The sequence below is a fragment of the Providencia manganoxydans genome, from assembly GCF_016618195.1.
Lineage (GTDB): Bacteria > Pseudomonadota > Gammaproteobacteria > Enterobacterales > Enterobacteriaceae > Providencia > Providencia manganoxydans.
In genome coordinates this window covers 795,875-815,558 of sequence record NZ_CP067099.1, presented here as the reverse complement: position 1 = coordinate 815,558, position 19,684 = coordinate 795,875, and the positions used below count along the sequence as shown (strand labels likewise).

15 protein-coding genes are annotated in these 19,684 nt (G+C 40.4%); 5 read left to right on the top strand and 10 right to left on the bottom strand.

Annotated features, from left to right (window positions below; translation table 11 throughout):
• Positions 1-134: 134 nt before the first annotated feature.
• Complete coding sequence (sltY, locus tag JI723_RS03515) at positions 135-2,048, bottom strand: murein transglycosylase (RefSeq protein WP_272580425.1); 1,914 nt, start codon at positions 2,046-2,048, stop codon at positions 135-137.
• 616 nt (positions 2,049-2,664) lie between these two features.
• On the opposite strand from sltY, the gene JI723_RS03510 reads away from it, so the two are divergent.
• Together JI723_RS03510 and ettA are read left to right on the top strand one after the other, a co-directional pair.
• Positions 2,665-3,327, top strand: coding sequence for a bactofilin family protein (locus JI723_RS03510; RefSeq protein ID WP_337979784.1), 663 nt, complete (start codon positions 2,665-2,667; stop codon positions 3,325-3,327).
• A 319-nt stretch (positions 3,328-3,646) separates the two neighbouring features.
• A complete protein-coding gene (ettA, locus tag JI723_RS03505) occupies positions 3,647-5,314 on the top strand; it encodes an energy-dependent translational throttle protein EttA (RefSeq protein ID WP_070926927.1) in 1,668 nt (555 codons plus the stop codon).
• Positions 5,315-5,414: 100 nt separating this feature from the next.
• On the opposite strand, the gene JI723_RS03500 is transcribed toward ettA, so the two are convergent.
• The 8 genes from JI723_RS03500 to serB all read right to left on the bottom strand — a co-directional run bounded on the left by JI723_RS03500 (position 5,415) and on the right by serB (position 16,185).
• Entirely contained in the window at positions 5,415-6,512 is a 1,098-nt protein-coding gene (locus JI723_RS03500; RefSeq protein WP_337979783.1) for a hypothetical protein, read from the bottom strand.
• A gap of 18 nt (positions 6,513-6,530) precedes the next feature.
• On the bottom strand, positions 6,531-7,664 hold the full coding sequence (locus JI723_RS03495) for an ABC transporter substrate-binding protein (protein ID WP_337979782.1): 1,134 nt from the start codon (positions 7,662-7,664) through the stop codon (positions 6,531-6,533).
• A gap of 20 nt (positions 7,665-7,684) precedes the next feature.
• Entirely contained in the window at positions 7,685-9,835 is a 2,151-nt protein-coding gene (locus JI723_RS03490) for a TonB-dependent siderophore receptor (protein WP_337979781.1), read from the bottom strand.
• Positions 9,836-10,065: 230 nt separating this feature from the next.
• Positions 10,066-10,647: a TetR/AcrR family transcriptional regulator gene (locus tag JI723_RS03485; protein ID WP_070926933.1), complete on the bottom strand. Its 582-nt coding sequence runs from the start codon at positions 10,645-10,647 to the stop codon at positions 10,066-10,068.
• A 461-nt stretch (positions 10,648-11,108) separates the two neighbouring features.
• Positions 11,109-11,819 carry a class I SAM-dependent methyltransferase gene (locus JI723_RS03480; RefSeq protein ID WP_319067031.1) on the bottom strand — a complete coding sequence of 237 codons (711 nt, stop codon included), beginning with the start codon at positions 11,817-11,819 and terminating at the stop codon, positions 11,109-11,111.
• 360 nt (positions 11,820-12,179) lie between these two features.
• Positions 12,180-13,412 (bottom strand): multifunctional transcriptional regulator/nicotinamide-nucleotide adenylyltransferase/ribosylnicotinamide kinase NadR, encoded by a 1,233-nt coding sequence (gene nadR / locus JI723_RS03475; RefSeq protein WP_070926938.1) that lies wholly within the window; start codon positions 13,410-13,412, stop codon positions 12,180-12,182.
• Between the two features lie 10 nt (positions 13,413-13,422).
• Positions 13,423-14,814 (bottom strand): DNA repair protein RadA, encoded by a 1,392-nt coding sequence (radA, locus tag JI723_RS03470; protein ID WP_070926940.1) that lies wholly within the window; start codon positions 14,812-14,814, stop codon positions 13,423-13,425.
• Between the two features lie 393 nt (positions 14,815-15,207).
• Positions 15,208-16,185 carry a phosphoserine phosphatase gene (serB, locus tag JI723_RS03465; protein WP_070926942.1) on the bottom strand — a complete coding sequence of 326 codons (978 nt, stop codon included), beginning with the start codon at positions 16,183-16,185 and terminating at the stop codon, positions 15,208-15,210.
• A gap of 113 nt (positions 16,186-16,298) precedes the next feature.
• On the opposite strand from serB, the gene JI723_RS03460 reads away from it, so the two are divergent.
• Positions 16,299-17,063: an AhpA/YtjB family protein gene (locus JI723_RS03460; protein WP_272580432.1), complete on the top strand. Its 765-nt coding sequence runs from the start codon at positions 16,299-16,301 to the stop codon at positions 17,061-17,063.
• Between the two features lie 20 nt (positions 17,064-17,083).
• Here the strand turns inward: JI723_RS03460 and JI723_RS03455 are convergent, their stop codons facing one another.
• On the bottom strand, positions 17,084-17,866 hold the full coding sequence (locus JI723_RS03455; protein ID WP_140182562.1) for an energy transducer TonB: 783 nt from the start codon (positions 17,864-17,866) through the stop codon (positions 17,084-17,086).
• A gap of 190 nt (positions 17,867-18,056) precedes the next feature.
• Between JI723_RS03455 and JI723_RS03450 the strand changes: the two genes are divergently transcribed.
• Together JI723_RS03450 and JI723_RS03445 are read left to right on the top strand one after the other, a co-directional pair.
• Complete coding sequence (locus JI723_RS03450; RefSeq protein ID WP_070926946.1) at positions 18,057-18,593, top strand: RNA polymerase sigma factor; 537 nt, start codon at positions 18,057-18,059, stop codon at positions 18,591-18,593.
• The gene (locus tag JI723_RS03445) at positions 18,593-19,579 is read left to right on the top strand and encodes a FecR family protein (RefSeq protein WP_272580434.1); all 987 of its coding nucleotides are present in this window, start codon (positions 18,593-18,595) and stop codon (positions 19,577-19,579) included. The genes JI723_RS03450 and JI723_RS03445 overlap by 1 nt, the downstream gene beginning before the upstream one ends.
• Positions 19,580-19,684: the final 105 nt, after the last annotated feature.

Here is a 19,684-nt window from a genome sequence, read left to right as displayed (position 1 = left end):
TTTAACTAGTACAAAATCATAACATACTCTTTAGCAAATCACCTACATAACATGAAATAATTCGAGTTGCAGCTAAGTGTTGTCAACAACGCTGCGACTTAAAACATGACAAGTATCGATAATCAATTCAGGGATCAATATTTCATCAACCACTCATTATCCGTTAAAACAGGTCCATTTTGCCCCATAAAGTAGCGATAAAAAATGTCGTAGGACAGCACGTTTTTCACATAACCACGGGTCTCTGAAAAAGGAATGCTTTCAACAAACGCCACCGCATCTATACGACCACCGCTATTACCTAACCAACGCGTTACCCTTGAAGGACCCGCATTATAGGCTGCGCTGGCTAAAATACGGTTATGCGAGAATTGTTGGTAAACATCATCCAAATAGGCAGTACCAATCTCAATGTTTTTTACAGGATTGGTCAATTGGCTTGTGTTGACATAATCACTGATGCCTTGTTTTTGTACGGTATGTTTGGCGGTGGCTGGCATTAATTGCATAAGGCCTGTCGCGCCTACTGGAGACTGAGCCTGTGGGTTAAACGCACTTTCTTGTCTTGCGATCGCCATTGCATAACTTTTTGAGATTGATTTATCGGTTGTGAAACGCTCAAACTCTTTTTCCCACGCCAGAGGAAAACGTTCTTCTAAATGATTCCATAATTTTGCGGTGATCGTTGCTTGCACACTCAAATCAGCCCAATTATGGTTAAACGCATAACGCGCTAATTGCTCTTGCTGATTAGCAGGCAAGGAGGCGACTAAGCTAACCCATTCAGTTCGAGCTAGGTTATCCATTTGCCAATACATCAATTCACGAACACGCTGAATTTCAGGTAACTTATCAAGGTTGTCTTCTGGTTTTTCAGCCGTTTTAATATACAGCGGATACTCAATATTTAATTTCTGAGCTGCAACCATTGGGTAAAAACCACGACCATTAATGAGCTTACGTAATATCGCCTCACCTTCGGCTTTTTTCCCTTCGTCGATTAAAGTGATCCCTTGCCAGTATTGCCACTCTTCTTTATTTTTAGCATCGGCTGGTAATTGTTTTAACCAATGCGCCACCCCAGCTTTATCCCCTAAGCCAAGTGCTAAACGAACACGACGCTCTTTGAGAGTCGTAGAATTTGTTTCAGCAATTGTTTCATCTCGCCAATTAGCCTGCTCAGGCGTGACATCGCCCATATATTGCCAAGCAATACTGTCTTTCATTTTTTGCGTTTCAGCCATATTCATTTTTTGCGCGCTACTAATACCTCGTAATGCAATACGTGCGGCATCAGGTGACTGACGTGCATAACGGCTGAATGCCGCAATGGTTGCTTGACGTGAAAAATCGGTTGGTGTCATTGTTTTTGCAAAATGAGTCACAGATGCAGGATCATTTTGTAACTTAACTAATGCGTCACCAATTGTTCGATAGCTTGGTGGCAAACGTTTCGCGAGATAAGCCGCCATTGAAGTATTACCTGCATCAATAGCAAGATGGATCCGCTCAAGGATCATTTCAGGTGTCAAATAGCCCGCTTTTTCCCATTCGTTAAATAACTTATCGCAAGCTTCTGGCATAGAACGGCCATTTAACCATGATTTCTCAGCCCCCTGCCACGCTAAGTTTTTATTACCTGTGGCCCAATTTGCGTAGTAATAATTACACTTTGCTTGCGCAGGTTTTGGCTCTTCAGGAGTGAAAGCCAGTAACGATTTCCACTCTTGGCGACGGGCAAGCTCATTGATAAAACGTGTTTTCAATGTTTGAGCTACGGGCAATGTAGGATGTGCATCAATGAATTTTTGTACTTGGCTTGGTGAAACAATATCAAGATCTTGAGTTAGTTCTCGATATTCTAAATAAGGGTATAATGGATAGTCTTGCAGCGTTGGTAATAAACGTTCAACTTCATCCATTTGCTTAGCATCCCAAGCTTGTTTGATGGCTTGATAACGATCTCTTTGTGCTTGTAAAGAGTCTGCCCATGCTGCTGTAGATACCAACATCATGGCAATTGGAGCTGCTAGCAATAATTTTTTCATTTAATACGTCCCTAGTTCCTACTGTATGCAGAGTTATCACTATTAGAGTACATACTCAGAGTATACACTTGATGAATGCCATTAAGCTGAATTTTTGCTTTAAAAAGAACCAGAGAGTTCTTGAATTTAAATTCAATAGAGATAAATAGCGTTACGATATCAAAACCCACTAAAATATAGCTTAATCAATGGATATTGTTCAAAATGAGGTATTACATACTCAATAAGTCGAATAAAAAGCCAAATTAAGTCATAAGATAGCATTAAAATAACATAATAAAAATTCATTTTAAAACAATCGATTAAATAAAAAAACAACCTAAAGCCTGGCTTTGATTAAGCACAATTATCTATATAACCCAAAATAAGAGTATCAGTGCCGTTTAAAAATGGACAAACATGCATCTTTACGGTTAAATATTATGATTAGTGAATTTAAACTGGCTCATTTGGAATAAACCTATACTCGTCATACTTCAAGCTGCAACACTGTTGACTAGGCTCACACGAACCAGTCATCTATTGATGTATGCTCCTAGCGACTCGTTTACTTGTCGCCAAGTTGTACCTCGAATTATTTAGAGTATAAAACCTTTAAAATAAAATGAGATAGGATATGGATTTCAAAAATTTATTTTTTTCTATTTTAGGCTGTGGGTGGGCTTATCTTTTAATATACGTATTAACCGATATTCATACTTCGATTGTATCTCTGCCTTTCTTGATCATACTCTTCATTATTTTTTATTTACTCTCTACAAGGAATAAACAGATGTTTGCGAAAAAAAATAAAGATAATTCAATTGAACCAACCAAAACAAACTTATCTGCTGGTAGTAAAGACGTTATTGAAACAAAAGAAGAAAAATTGACACAAACTGCCGCTCCTAGAAAAAGCACCTCTATTTCAAGCAGTTGTCATATTTCGGGTGATTTAACTTTAGATGATGACATCCAAATATTTGGCCATGTAAAAGGAAGTATTCGTAGCAATAATGGCGTTGTGACTATCCAAAAAGAAGGGGTTGTTGAAGGTGAAATTTATGCCCAAACCATCTCTATTAATGGAAAAATGAAAGGACTATGTGTTTCTGAAGATTTAGATATCTTAGAAAATGGTCAGCTAGATGGCATCTGTCAAACCAAAAACCTTACCATTAAAAAAGGCGGGGTTTTTACAGGAACATCAGAAAGAACAGATAAAAAAATACAACTCAGTGATGTTAAAAATAAACCAGATGTCGTAAAACTAGAAACCCCCACCGTATCCGTTCAATAACCCTTTTATTTCTCCATTAAATTAATTTTATAGCAGTAATCACTGCTATAAAATTAATAATGCCAAGACTCATCTTCAACTGGCCATCAATCATTCTGAACATCGCGTTAAAGTATACGCTGATAGATATCTGTATAACCCCGTTCCTGAACACTATTATCTAAAAAACATACAACTGTTGACTTAAGATGAGGAACAATTAGAGTGAATCGCATAAATGTTTGCGGCAACCAGCCTACGCTAAGGTATAATGCAGCAATATATACTCGTCATACTTCAAGTATTGAACTTTCATTTATAAAACAATAGGTAAAGTAAATTGGCTCAATTCGTCTATTCTATGTATCGAGTGGGGAAAATTGTTCCACCGAAACGTCATATTTTGAAAAATATCTCTCTGAGCTTCTTTCCTGGCGCTAAGATAGGTGTTTTAGGTCTCAACGGTGCTGGTAAGTCAACGCTACTGCGCATTATGGCTGGTATCGATACTGAAATTGAAGGGGAAGCACGTCCTCAACCGGGTATAAAAATTGGCTACCTACCACAGGAGCCTAAACTTAACCTTGAACATACGGTGCGCGAAGCCGTGGAAGAAGCGGTTTCTGAAGTAAAAAATGCGTTAACACGTTTAGATGAAGTTTATGCCGCTTATGCAGATCCAGATGCTGATTTCGATAAGTTAGCCAAAGAACAAGGCGAACTAGAAGCAATTATCTCTGCACAAGATGGCCATAACTTGGATAATCAGTTAGAGCGCGCAGCAGATGCTTTGCGTCTTCCTGCATGGGATGCAAAAATTGAAAACCTATCCGGTGGTGAACGCCGCCGCGTGGCAATTTGTCGTTTGCTACTAGAAAAACCGGATATGCTACTGCTCGATGAACCAACTAACCACTTAGATGCTGAGTCGGTTGCATGGTTAGAGCGTTTCCTACATGACTATGAAGGTACTGTTGTGGCCATTACCCACGACCGCTACTTCCTCGATAATGTCGCAGGTTGGATCCTTGAACTTGACCGTGGTGAAGGTATTCCATGGGAAGGCAACTATTCATCTTGGCTTGAACAAAAAGATCAGCGTCTGGCGCAAGAAGCGTCAACGGAAGCTGCTCGCCGTAAGTCTATTGAGAAAGAGCTTGAGTGGATCCGTCAAAATCCTAAAGGTCGTCAATCCAAAGGTAAGGCACGTTTGGCTCGCTTTGAAGAGCTTAACAGCGTCGAGTACCAAAAACGCAATGAAACCAGTGAGTTGTTTATTCCACCTGGACCACGTTTAGGGGATAAAGTGATCGAAGTTGAGAACCTAAGCAAATCCTATGGTGACCGCGTTCTTATCGATGACCTTAGCTTCTCCATTCCTAAAGGGGCAATTGTTGGGATCATCGGTCCAAACGGTGCAGGTAAATCAACGTTGTTCCGTATGATTTCAGGCCAAGAACAACCTGATTCAGGCTCCATCACTCTTGGTGATACTGTAAAAATCGCTTCCGTTGATCAGTTCCGTGATTCAATGGATGACAGCAAAACCGTTTGGGAAGAGATCTCTAACGGTCAAGATATCATGCGTATTGGTAACTTTGAGATCCCAAGCCGTGCTTATGTTGGCCGCTTTAACTTCAAGGGTGTCGACCAAGGCAAACGCGTTGGCGAATTATCAGGTGGTGAACGTGGTCGTTTGCACTTAGCAAAACTATTGCAAGTTGGCGGTAACGTCTTACTGCTCGATGAACCAACCAACGACCTCGATGTTGAAACCTTACGTGCATTGGAAAACGCCCTGCTGGAGTTCCCAGGCTGTGCAATGGTTATCTCGCATGACCGTTGGTTCCTTGACCGTATTGCGACTCATATCATCGATTACCAAGACGAAGGTAATATCACTTTCTTCGAAGGTAACTTTAGTGAATATGAGGACTACAAAAAACGTACCTTTGGTGCCGATGCACTGCAACCGCATCGTATCAAATATAAGCGTATAACTAAGTAGCTTTCAGCTAATAGCCCCCTTTTTATTAAAGGGGGCATAACAAAATATGTCGAGATATAAACTCAGCGAGACATCATCAATAATGCTACAATTTGAAAGATCACGAGTATAACCAAGCCGTTCTTGCCCCGACTGTCATACTCCTATGTTTTGCCGTATGACTGAGACATAGCGCATCGATCCCTGCACTTGCTTGTGAATACCAAGCCCCACCACGCATCAAAGCACGCTCTCCATAGTTACGTAAATAGATTTGGTCATCAACTTGCTTGTTTTGATAAGGTGCCAGTCCTAATACCTTCAGTAAGCTAGGAATGTTTTCCTGATTAGCGGTAGCAACAAGTCGGAAAGGGCTATCGAGCAACCCTGCGGGATAGCTAGAATCTGTAGGATCACCATTAAAATTTAAAATATTTTGTGAAATAACAGGAGATCCCGCGTTGCCATCTAATTTGGCTATCGGGGAGTCATATTTAGCGCTGTTTGGGCTATTTATCGTAATATATTTTCCTGTATTCATATCAATAGCACACCAATCTAATATTGAGTCACCTGAAAGAATCGCCGCATCATTATTTGGGATAACTTGAATTTCACCTGCATGTAAACGAACACCCGTTTGCCATTCCCAAAGGTTGCCAACAAGATCACTGATCCCTGTCAGCTGATGATTATGATGCCAACTTTTCCATTGTGTTTCTGTACGTGTGGTCGGTGTGCCCTCACTGCGACCAATCGCTAAACCATCAATACGGGAGCGACTTTCATCAATATTAAGGTAATTTCTGCCATAATCTGTATTTCCTTGCACAATATAATTATTTTGATTAATAAGTGCAGTTAATGCACACCATTGTGCGTTAGTACTAATATGGCAACCTTGTCCGCTTTTCTTGGCTAAAGATTGAAATTGCAATAAATCGAGATTGCAGGCGGGTATCTGATTAGGTTGGCTCACTAACTCGCCATCCCGTAAACTGGCAGAATAGCAAGAGTAAAAAAAAGCATCGATAGCTTTATTATTTACGATAAATGCAGGATGAATACCGCTACCTAGGTTTTTATCTATCGTTTCTAAATTAAAACGAGGGACAATAAATACATAATTAGGTTGGCCTTTAGGGCTGTAAATTATTGTTCGTTGGCCATTGCTTTGTTTTTCAACTTGCTGACGTAGCGGATCAGGGGAATAAATCATTGTTGTATAATCCTTTTATTAAAGTGAAACCCAGTAACCTTCTTCCCACTCAACGGGCAGAAATTGCTCAGTAAAAGACTGAAAAACGTTATTGGCATCAAGATCCGCAAACAACGTTGGATATAACCAATTAGCAAATTTTAAAATAGCGATAAAACCGAAGGGGCTGTCATAGAAAGTGTGCCAAATAGCATGAACTTGCCGTTGTTTCACTGCTGTGAGTGTTTTAAAAGCGTTACGCTCCATTAACAGCCGAAGTTTTTGCCGAGCAATTGATAAATTAGCGCCCGGCCCTAATCCAACCCAATTACCCTTTGGGTTATAACCACTCCAGTCAGTTCCCGTAACAATCACCATTTGTGCCTTAGTGTGAATAATGGTTTCCTGATTAAGCACGCCATAAGTGGTACCAATATATTGGCTTGCCACATTAACCCCTCCAGCAAAGGTTAAGAACTGTGCAAAATTACCATTACCATACGCGAAGCAACACTCCTCGGAAAAGCCAGCAGCTCTTTCGAGTAGCACGTTTATCGCTTCAGGTTTAGCGCTCATTAAGCGAGTTTTTACAATATCTAAATGTGTCTTAATAAACTGATTTATTTGCTTAGCTCGGTTTTGTAGCCCTAACACCTCCGCCATAATTGAAATACTTTTGGGTGTATTGGCAATAGGATCAATGCTCATATCAAGTACGATGACTGAGACACCAGCCCGCTGTAATAAGGTCAGTAAACCATTAGCTTGGAGCCCTGCGTACGTACCTGTCGTTGTGAAAATAATGTTAGGTTTCAATGCCAAGACCGTTTCTAAATTAACCTGAGCTCCACCAATCGCTGGCAAGTGAGGAAGCATTTTTATATCAGGAAAAGCATGACTGTATTGCTGATAACTACGTAAGTCAGCGGTACGGAAATTATTTGGGATCGCCACTAGCTTTTGTAAGAAATGGCGACCACGTAATGTTGCATAGAGAAAAACTAATGAAGAATCGGCTAAATAGATACGCTCAATCTTTTCGGGATACTCAACAGAACGATTGAGAATATCCCTAACGACGGGCCTTTTTTTTGCAAGGACAGAAGATGGCACTGCACTCAGTACCATTGTTGCCAATCCGGCTTTGATGAAATCCCTTTTGGAAGCTGTCATATATTTTTTACCTAAGGGAATTAAAAATAATAATTGAGCGTAGTCAGTAACGTTCTATCGGTGCCAATACTGCAATAAGTCGCGCTAGTGCAACTCGCAATATAAGATTTATTGGTGATATTACTCACAGTGACACCCAGTTCCATTCCGACTAATTCAGGCACTAAGGCATCCATTTGGTATCTAACGCTGATATCTCCTAACCATACCGCAGGAACCTTAAATGTATTGGTATTATCACCCCATGTTTCCCCTAAATAGCGAACACCTACCCCCACTAGAGCGCCATCTAAATAAGGTGAATGAAAACGATAATCTACCCATGCAGAACCACTATTCTTAGGCACTTGAACAGGGTGCTTGTTCAGAACTGAGAGGTCTTGGCTTTCTGTGATTTTGTTATCGGTATAAGCATAATTAAGCATCATATTGAGTGAAGGGGTGATTGCGATCCGACTTTCGAAATCAATGCCACGGGAACGCACTTTACCCGTTTGGTTATAGTAATCAGGGTTTAATGGGTTATGCGTGGTGACATTTTTTTGCTCAAGTTCATATGCGGCAAGACTTAGCATTAAATCGCCTGATTGGTTTTGGTATTTCAGCCCTAATTCTGTTTGTTTTGATTCAGTGGGAATAAAGGAGTGACCTTCAGCATCGGTTCCTAAAACAGGATCAAAACTGTCAGAAATGCTGATCCACGGTGAAAAACCACTTTCGAAAGCATAGGTGAGCCCAATACGTTGACTCCATGCTGATGTATCATTTTTTTGTGTTGTTTTTGTGAGGTTATTATCGGTATCTAAATACGACCAATCGTAACGACCGCTGAGGATCAAATCCCATTGCTGCCAACTGAGTTGATCTTGTAAATAAATACCATAACGATCAAAACGTTGAGTTGTTGATGTGCGAGAGACTGGATAAGGTTGAAACTCAGGATGATGTGGTTTTATCCATGGATCAAAACTTACCGTTTGTGACCCCCACCAATCTTTATCAAGTTTTCCTGTTTGATAATCAAAACCAGAAAGTAATTCATGATTTACTGAGCCTAACGTTAATTTATAAACCAATTGGTTATCAGCCACTAACGTTTTAGATTTACTTGGTGAATCTTGATACACCGCTGTTAGTAAGCGGTCTCCCGCTAGAAATCCACGAGTAAAATCGCGTTTAATATGCGTATCAACATCCGAATAGCGCATATTCTGTTTGAACGTAAAGGAAGGTGTGATCTGGTAGTCAACGAGTGAAGTGATAGACCATTGGGTTCGCTCTGATTTCTCATGCTGAGGATCACTGTAGTTTTGAGTCAAATCTAACTTGCCGTTCGAGTTAGGCAGTAAACCTATCCCTTGAGCAGGCAATGTATTGTAGTGTCCCATATGAGGGTCACGTTGATATTGACTTAAAACGGTCCAACTGAACTCGTCACTAGGCTGCCAAGTGATGGAAGGTGCCAGTAAGTAACGGGATTGCTTAGATGAATTAACTTGTGAATCGCTAGAGAGTGCCAATCCATTTATTCTATACAATAATGTTTCGTCATCATTCAATGCATCGGTTGAATCAAACCTAACCGCATTATTATCAAAATTGCCTTTTTGAAATTGAATTTGATGGGAGCCTTGAGCGATTGGTCGACGAGACTGCATGTTGATCACACCACCTGCACCTCCTTGACCATAAAGAGCAGATGATGGGCCATGAACCGCTTCAATACTATTTAACGTCCACGAGTCAATTTGCGGCCCCCAAATTCCACTATTACCAATGACCCGTAAACCATCTAAATAATAATCGGCGTCAAACCCACGCATTTTTGAAAAATCGATACCGCTACCAAATGCCCCATATTTTTCACTGGTCACCCCTGCGCTATAACGTAAAGCCTGACTCAGAGATTCTGATGGTAATGTATCCATTTGCTCACGTTTGATCACCGAAACAAATTGAGGTGTCTCTAATAATGAAGCTGAGCTTTTGGTTGCCGTGGATTGTGTCTTAGTGGCATACCCTCTTGGTTCGGTATCGCTATTTTCTGTCGCAGTGACTACTAATACATCAGCTGTTGAACTGGCATTAACCGTACTTGAACAAATTAACGCAGAAGAAATCATTAAACCAATGGTTGTCTGTATGTAGCGTTGGGAAGTGAAATTATCCATACAATATAAGCCAATGAAGTAAAGATGAAATTTTAATGGCGCTAGCATAGATCGTCGACCGACCACCGGTCAACTTAATTAATAATCATTTGCATTTAAAAAGACAAATTTATCATCAATATAGCAATGAAGGATATAGTTAACTATTTGATATTTAGCAAAATATGTCTTCATAAAAAGAAGACATAAAAATTAGCTAAATAATATTCTCGAAGAGATATCTGACAAATTTAACTAAGAAGTAGACGGAAACGCTGATAAAGGATCTCACCTAAATTATGCTGATTGTATTCCGTAGTATTTGATAAGTTATCAACAGCAGCATGCATAGCATGATAGAGCATTGTGGCCATTAGCTCTGGAGGCAAAGCCGGCCATTGTTGTGTTTTTTCACCGAAAGCCAGAATAGCTTTAATTTGCTCAACAGCTCTGGTTTCATGATCATTGCCACGCCCGTGATATTCATCGTGAAAAAGCATGTCATGAATATTTTGCTTTTCAACATAGTATGTAACGCTGTTTTCACACCACGATTTCAATTTCGCGTAGGCACTGTCTTGTTTGTCCAGTTCAGCTTGAATATGCCCTAAATACCAATCCATATAACGGGTACGTAACGCTTCCATAATGTCGTTTTTAGATTGAAAATAGTGATAAAAAGTCCCTTTTGCAACATCAGCAGACAAGACAATCTCACTGACTGTGGTACTCACAAATCCTTTAGAAAGAAACAGTTTCTCCGCTGCATTCATCAGGTCATCTAACCGTTCTTCTGCGGGTTTTGTTCTTGGCTTTTTAGGTTGTATTGTCATGATATTTCTCTTAATGCTATGTAGCGAACAGCGGAGGTAAAAAGCCATCATAGCATTTAATGTAAACATACTTAAATCTATACTCTGAATAGATGAAATCGCAAACTATTTTTCCCTCTAAAAGTTAGATTTTAAAAGGTATTTTACCCCTTGCTACATGCACCCTAAATTTATTAAATAGCGATACAATTCTGCTTGATCAAATTTTGGTTGCTCAATACCACTTCCCTGCAAAAATTGCTCTGTATTATCGCTCATAAAATGGTATGTATATTGATATAATTCAATCAAGCTCTTATCGTTATATATAGGTTTTTCAAACACTGCCAACATGCTGTAAAGTAATGAGTTAGAGTCATTTATGCACATTTCGCACCACTGACTTAATGGTAATCGTTCGAATTGATAATTAAAGTAATTTTCTAAAAGGATAAAAAAATCATAATTAAAATAGATATAAATTAAATGTAACTAGCGCTAACCATTACTGTGTGAGGATTATTGATATACCGACTAAATTGTGTTGATAATGATGAGTCTTTAACATTAGGCTTTGACCATTGAATATTAGTCAATCCTGATTTTTTAAACGCATTATTAAGAACTTCATAAGACCAATACCAACCATTAATAATATGTGGCGTATTATACAGAAGATGCAATTGAAACGTTGAGCCATCTTGATAAGGGGAATCGCTTACTATTTTAAACCCATATGGCACATAATAATCAGAGATGATCGAATATTTCGGATTTAATGGTAATGTTAATAACCGTCCACCTGGGCGAATTAGCTTAACCATATTATTAACCATACTTTGCAATTTTTCACGGCTGCCCGCATAAGGAAGAACATAGACACCTAACACTAAATCAAATTGCTGTTCTAAGTTATCTAATGTTGATACATATTCAATACCGAGAGGATTGATTAATTCTTTGTTTCTCGCATATTCCAACATCCCATTCGCTATATCATAACCTACAACACGTTTGGCTCCCCGTTTTTTCAATAAACATGCGTAATATCCAGAGCCACAACCGAAATCTAAAACACTCATTCCAGATATATCACCAAGCATTTTTAATACAGAAGGAATCTCTATTTCTTTCCTGAATGGTAAAATATCCATATTGTCATAAATAGGAGCTAAAAGATCAAATTGTGACATATCGTTGTTTATCACTCATATCATGTTTATTATATTAATGATAATTTAATCTTTAAAAAAACAAATAGAAATAATAAAAAAAATCAATTATAAATATAATTTAAACATAAGCTATATCTCAATAAATATATTAATGATACTCATAAAATTTTAAATATATACTCTAAATAATTCGAGATGCAGTTAGCCGACAAGTGAAGATAGGCGGGGAGCATAGATAAACTCTGTGACTCAACTCACTGAGTGTAGTCAACAATCCTGCAACTTGAAGTATAACGAGTATATAGCATCTAAACTTTATTGAAATAACATAAGAGAGGAAATATAAAGGTGCCAACTATCTTCAGGCACCTTTATAATTTATTCATCCAACATTAATAGTTGTTGAACTAATGAAATGCAGGTTAAAAAACGGCTATCGTAATCAGGCGACTCAACACGAACAAATTCAACATTGTTCTTATGTAACATTTCAATTAACAATGATTGAAACTCTTGGCGATCCTTATTGCTACCTAAGCTGCGTAGGCCATCTGCAACCCATGGCGTGTTATTTTCCAAAACGATCACTAAATCGAAACGGTATTCGTCGATCAGTGCCTGTACAAATGGATGCTCTTTCCCTTCATAACGCTTACAAAAGGCTTGAGTGGTAATAAAATCCGTATCAATAAAAGCCACTTTATTGGCGTATTTAACCGCAAAATCAATATATTGGGCATGGCCTAATGCAATTTTGTCATAGTCCGAATATTGCAATGCCATCTCATTTCCGCCTAAATGGGAAAAAACGTAATCGCGCCCAAACTCCCATGCACTGGTAGTATTAAAAATGTTGGCTAGCTTATTGACTAAGGTTGATTTGCCGCTTGACTCTCCCCCCAGTATTGCAACTTTACGAACAAAGAACGGCTTCACTTCAGTAGGAATATAGTCCCAATAACGGAATGGTGCTTGGCGAATTTGATTACCACTAATATTCATAAAGGTACGTTCAGGATCAATTAGAATAGTTTCTATTCCCAAATGCTCTTTATAACGAGGGGCATCATTGGTTTCGCTAGAATAGATATAGCTTGGATGAATATTGTTCTTGTTTAAGAACGCTTTCATACCATCACTCCATACTTGCCAACCATGTGGATATGGCTCTATACCTTGCTCATCAAAGGAATGAATATGAATATTTTTTTGGTATTTAAATGTCTGTAATAACCAACGCAGACGATCACTCACCGTAGGCTGTTGTGACATTGAACTGTTCATAAACAGATCTTTATCGCGTGGCTCGTCATGACAGAGAATAACGTGTAGTTCATCCACTTGGCTACAGGCGCGCTGGATCAAATAGATATGCCCTGTATGCAAGGGATAAAATTTACCAAATACGACACCGATAGTTTTCTGTTTATTTGGGTACTCTAATCCAAGAAAACGGTGCAAAGCGGCAATTTTTTGCGCACTAGGACTTTTAATTTTATCGTTAATTAGCTGGCTCAGATAACCTTTGGTCATGTCAGAGGCATCAGCAACTTGTTGGAGCGTATAGCCAGCCTGCTTAATTGCATTCTTCAGATAATCAAATTCAGCCATCTATTTTCCTTTACTCATAGAGTTCATCCATTACACTTAGCGCATCTGCAAGTTTTTTTACTCCGTATACTTTCATATCAGGTGGAGATTTTTTAGGCATATTAGCATGCGGTACAATTGCACGTTTAAAACCATGCTTTGCCGCTTCAGAAATACGTTCTTGCCCACTAGGTACGGGACGGATTTCACCAGCTAAGCCAACTTCACCAAAAACCACCAAATCTCTTGGTAATGGACGATCACGAAAACTGGAAACTAACGAGAGGAGTAACGCAAGATCCGCGCTGGTTTCAGTCACTTTAACCCCTCCGACGACGTTAACAAACACATCTTGATCCGACATTTGCAAGCCACCGTGACGATGTAAAACAGCCAATAAAATTGCTAGTCTGTTTTGCTCTAAGCCAACGGCAACACGACGTGGATTAGACATCATCGAGTGATCAACCAAGGCTTGGATCTCCACCAGCAATGGTCGAGTCCCTTCCCATACCACCATGACTGAACTACCAGATGTAATTTCATCACCACGGCTTAAAAAAATTGCCGATGGGTTATTCACCTCTTTCAGGCCTTGTTCCGTCATGGCAAATACCCCTAATTCATTAACTGCGCCAAAACGGTTTTTGTGGCTGCGCAATGTCCGAAAACGGTTATCGGCATCACCATCTAACATGATTGAGCAGTCAATACAGTGTTCGAGTACTTTAGGGCCTGCCAAAGAGCCATCTTTGGTCACATGACCCACCATAATAATAGCTACCCCACGGGTTTTTGCGAAACGAGTCAAATAAGCGGCAGTTTCTCGAACCTGAGCAACACTACCCGGTGAAGATTGAATATCTGCCATGTGCATGACTTGTATTGAGTCGATCACCATCAATTTTGGCTGCTCTTGCTCCGCAGTAAGGCATATTTGCTCAATACTGGTCTCTGACAGCATATTCAATGAATCAGTCGGTAGACCAAGACGATGCGCACGCATTGCAACTTGCTGTAGGGATTCTTCCCCTGTCACATAGAGGGTTTTCATTTCACGAGACAACAAACACATCGTTTGCAGCAATAGTGTACTTTTCCCCGCGCCGGGGTTACCACCGATAAGAATGGCACTTCCTGGTACCACCCCGCCCCCTAGTACGCGGTCAAATTCTTTAAAACCCGTTGAAAAACGTGGTAGCTCTTCAAGACTGATGTCTGATAATTTTTGGACGCGACTCACGCCAGCCGCATTGCCTGCATACCCAGTTAATCGATCATTACGTGAAGAGGAGCTACTTGAGGCAAGGCGCACTTCTGTAATGGTGTTCCATGCATGGCAGGCACTACATTGCCCTTGCCAACGCGGGTAATCTGCCCCACATTCATTACATACAAATGCCCTTTTTGCACCTTTTGCCACAATATCGCTCCTTATTGCTCTGTTACCAACATATTCACTAAATTAACTCAGACTAACCAACAAACATCAATGTTTTAATTATCATTGCGCAAAAAAACTCCACCATGTGTAATATTCTAAATAGTTCGTGTTGTGGCTAGGCGGCAAACGAGCTAGTCCCTAGAAGCATACACAAGTATGTGACTAGTGCGAGTGAACGCAGTCAACAACACCACGGCGCGAAATATGACGAATATTAGCGTTCTTCGTGTTTTAGGCTGCCATGTGTAATATTCTAAATAGTTCGTGTTGTGGCTAGGCGGCAAACGCGCTAGTCCCTAGGAGCATACACAAGTATGTGACTAGGGCTAGTGAGTGCAGCCAACAACGCCACGGCACGAAATATGACGAATATTAGCGTTCTTCGTGTTTTAGGCCACCACTAAGCACACACATCACTCCCATGAGATCGGCGTGACGGATAGCCACCTTCGCTCTAGCATACACCTTCGGTTTTGCATGATAGGCAATACCCAGCCCAGCCTTACGCAGCATTTTTAAATCGTTAGCCCCATCGCCAATCGCTACGGTTTGTTCTAGTGGGATTTCCAGCTTTTCTGCCAATTTCACTAAAGTTTGTGCTTTATATTTGGCATCCACTATCGGTCCTTTAACTTTACCGGTAAGTTTGCCGTCTTTGATTTCAAGTTGGTTGGCAACAGCAGCCGCTAATTTCAATTGTTGACGTAAATTATCAGCAAAGAAGGTAAAGCCGCCCGATGCTATAGCGACATGCCAATCCATCGCTTGCAGTTTTCTGACTAGGCTAGTTAAACCAGGCATCAATGGTAGTGTGTCCATGACTTGTTGGAGGATCATCACATCAGCGCCTTTTAGCAGCGCCACTCGTGCTTTCAGGCTTTCAGTAAAATCGAGTTCACCTTGCATCGCACGCTCGGTAACCTCAGAAACCTGCTCGCCAACGCCATACAAACGTGCTATTTCATCAATACATTCGATCTGGATTGCGGTGGAGTCCATATCCATTAACAAGATCCCCGGTGAACGCAAGCGCGGGATCTGACCTAATGGCACAACATCCAATAAACTTTCATCTGCCAATTTTTTAATTCGAGGTGTGATGCTACCTGCGATGCGAACCACTTGATAATCATCAATTCGCCATGATGAAACGATGACTATTGCTATGCCTAAGCGTTGTTGAAAATCACTGATACGTGCTTTATCTAAACCGCGACCATACAATAACCAACCGCTATCTCCTGCGCGGTAATCTAAAGGCATCACTTCTTCCCCGCTCAGCGATAATGGCAACCCCGGCCATTTGTGAATTTCATCGGGTAAATAGCAATAGGTCAAACTCGTTGACATGAAAATTTGCTCCTGTAATCGACTCAATGTTTTATAATAAAATTATGCCTAAAACTATCCTATCTTCATAAGCTCTGGCACCATGATGCCAGAGAATAGTCAAAGAGCACTTAATGATTTCTATGAAACTAACCTTCAAGCTTCACAAAACAGTCATAATTGTTATCTGTGTGGCATTAATTGCCTTATTAATGCATGGTATTTCCTATTTAGGAAACAGCCAAAACCAAAACCGCGTTGAGCAATACAAACAGCTAACCCGTGTTTTAGCCGAGCAAGTGGCTTTCAGCTTATCCGATTATATCGTTTCAGGCAGCAAAGATTTTAATCGCGAACGCATTATCGCTAATTTGAATAACATTACGAAAGACCAATATATTTTGGATGCAAGTATTTACTCCGCTAGTGGCACATTGATTGCTAGTGCAGGGGAAGCAGTCCCTGTGCGTGAGAGACTGGCCATTGATAACAATCAATCAATTCACCCCTTCCAATACCAGTTAGTGGTGCCTGTTCCGGGAAAAGAAGAACCTAAAGGTTACCTACGTCTAACCATTGATACAGAGCTATTAACCACTGAAATTCAGCAGGCTGATAATAGCACCAACGTTTTACGTTTCTTTATTTTGTTGGCGACCTGCATTGGTATCGTATTAGCAAACACCTTATTCCGCGCCAAGAAAAAGAAAGGAAAAAACATGCCTCCGCAATTGGTGGTCAATGAAGACAATACCAACGAAGAAGAAAGTACGGCGAGTAGCCAACTAAGAAAACCGAACTCAGAGAAGAAAAAAGCGGAGCAGCGTCCTCATCGCCCTAAAAAACGTAGAGCGAAAAATCAGACTAATAAACCAAAAGTACCAGAACAAAAGGGCTGAGCAATGTCTCAGCCACCTTATTAAATCGATGTGGTATCAAATACAATTGGCGCGATCAACTCGACTCGCCCATCAATTAACATCGTTTCAGGGGGAGCGGGAAATGGCGCTGCACGGTTGATCGTCGCAATCGCTTCCTTATCTAAGATTTTAGTGCCAGATGAATTAATTAAACTGGCACTTACCACTTCACCTTGACTATCGACAGTAATTTTAACCTGAGAAACCCCAGTTGAGCGGAAACGTAAGGCTGCTCTTGGATAGCGCTTCGCTTTAGCTAAACGCTGATGAACCTCACTTTGCCAGCCATGGTGACCACTGATTGCCGCAGAAGCATGGCTCGAAAAATTAGCACTATTATGAGACTCACGACCTGCCGCTGGCACTGAAGTCACCGCCGATTCTTGTGTATTTACGGGAGCTTCTTCTACGACTTTTTTAATCTGTGCCGGTTTCTTTTTGGGTGGGCGTTTTTTTTCACTTACCTTAGTTAAGCTACCGTTATCAACTAATGGTGTTTCCGGTAGTTTTTCCGTTTTTTCAATCACATCTGGCAAAATCTCTTCACGAGTTGCCATTTGCTGTTTAGGGGCATGGTTAACTTCAGGCTCTGAGTGCTGCTCAAGTTGATAAACCCCCAGTTGTAGAGATATTGCAGGCGGTAAAACCCCTGTTTTTGGCAGGTTTGTCGTAAACCAACCAATAAGCATGACTGCAATTGTTCCATGGAAAAGAAGACTTAAAAACAAACCGCCCAACGGACGTAAAACCGGGCGCTCAATCTTGCCCGCAATACTGCTCATATTTTGCCTCACGACTTTATTTTTTGCAGATTATAGGCATAATACGAACGAAAATGATATTCATTATTATTAACCCTTTGTCAAATTTTCAATCAAACGATTGATTTTTAAAAGTATTATTACAATAAGCAATTTAAATTCATCATTGAATGTGTGATGCACATTCGTAACTTTTTTGGCACCAGCGAAAATGACGATCGATAAATCCCTTGCCCGCAAAATCAGTGGGGCATATCAGTCAACTTATAGCCAGCTTGTCCGCTTTTTCCGCAATCGGCTAGGTAATAGCAATGATGCTGATGATTTATCACAGGATGTGTTTACACTATGGCTTAACAGAAAAGAACAATCTCCGATCAAAGAGAGTCGTGCTTATTTGTTCAAAATCGCCAATCATGTCTTAATTGACCATTGGCGTCGTAACCAACGTCAGGCAAAATCAACCGTCGAGGTTGATGAAACCTTGATGGACCAAAATCTAACCGATACACAAGCAGATCCTAGTGAGATACTAGAGCAGCAACAACGTATTCAATGGTTAAGTGATGCGATAGAAAGCTTACCCCCTAGGCGACGAGAGGCTTTTTTGTTATATCGGTTCGATGGCTTATCACAAAGCGAGATCGCAGAGCGCATGGAAATTTCTATTAGTATGGTAGAAAAACACATTGCAGCTGCTTTAGTCCACTGTAAAAAGCATCTTGATAATCAGAGCAATAAAAATTAATGACTCACACATCGATACACGAGCCAGATGATCTAGACACAATTGATGAACAAGCTGCACTGTGGTTTACGCGCAATCACAGTCAACAGCTGACCTCAGAGCAAGTGGAGCAGTTTCAACTGTGGCTAGCCACATCACCAGAGCACGCTAAATCCTATGAGGCAATTGCGGGTGTTTGGCGTGAATTCGATGCGATGCCTAGGCCGGCAACTAATATAAACAAACCGAAAAAAGGCCTGTTTTTTCGGCTTTGGCGACCATTGGGAAATACCCTTGCCGCCTTGTTTATTGCCGCGGTGCTATTTCTACCCTATAGCCATCTTCCATCCATGCTATTGAATAATATGACTCTTGTCGCTAATGAAGCACCAAAAGAAGTCATATTATCCGATGGTTCCTCGCTATTTCTCAATCGCCAAACACGCATCCGTGTCGCTTATGAAACCGAAGTTCGTCAAATCTATTTAGACAGCGGCAGCGCCTATTTCAAAGTTAAATCTAATCCCTATCGCCCATTTGTGATCCTAGCGGATGAAAGACGTATTCAGGTGATTGGTACGGAGTTTGAAGTTGATAAAGCGCACCAACAAATTGCCGTTAGTGTTAACAAAGGCATTGTTAGCCTACAAACAGGAAAACAGCAGCCAACCATTTATTTATTTGCTGGTGATAATGCCGTCAGCTTAGCCGCCAATAGCCCAGCTAAGGTGAGTAAAGTAACACCGTTCGATATTGCCAGATGGCGCTTTGGTGAGCTGAGTTTCACTGATAAGCCCTTATTTGAAGTACTTGCACAACTGAAAACCTATTCCCCTATCAACGTTGAGCTTTCCCCTCCAACACTCGCACAAAGTAAGATTTCAGGGCGCATCAATTTACACCAACCCGATCAATTCTTCCAAGCGCTCCCGATGCTATTACCTGTCCAAGTCGTTTATCAAGACAAAAATAACGTATTGATTATTCAAAATAAAAAAAATAAATGAAAATTATTTCGATTTGTAGGTGAGGATAATTCTCATTTAACCCTCTTCCTAAGCAGTTGTTATTGATTTAGCAATTTTTCAGCACACGATTTGTGCCGCTTAGGA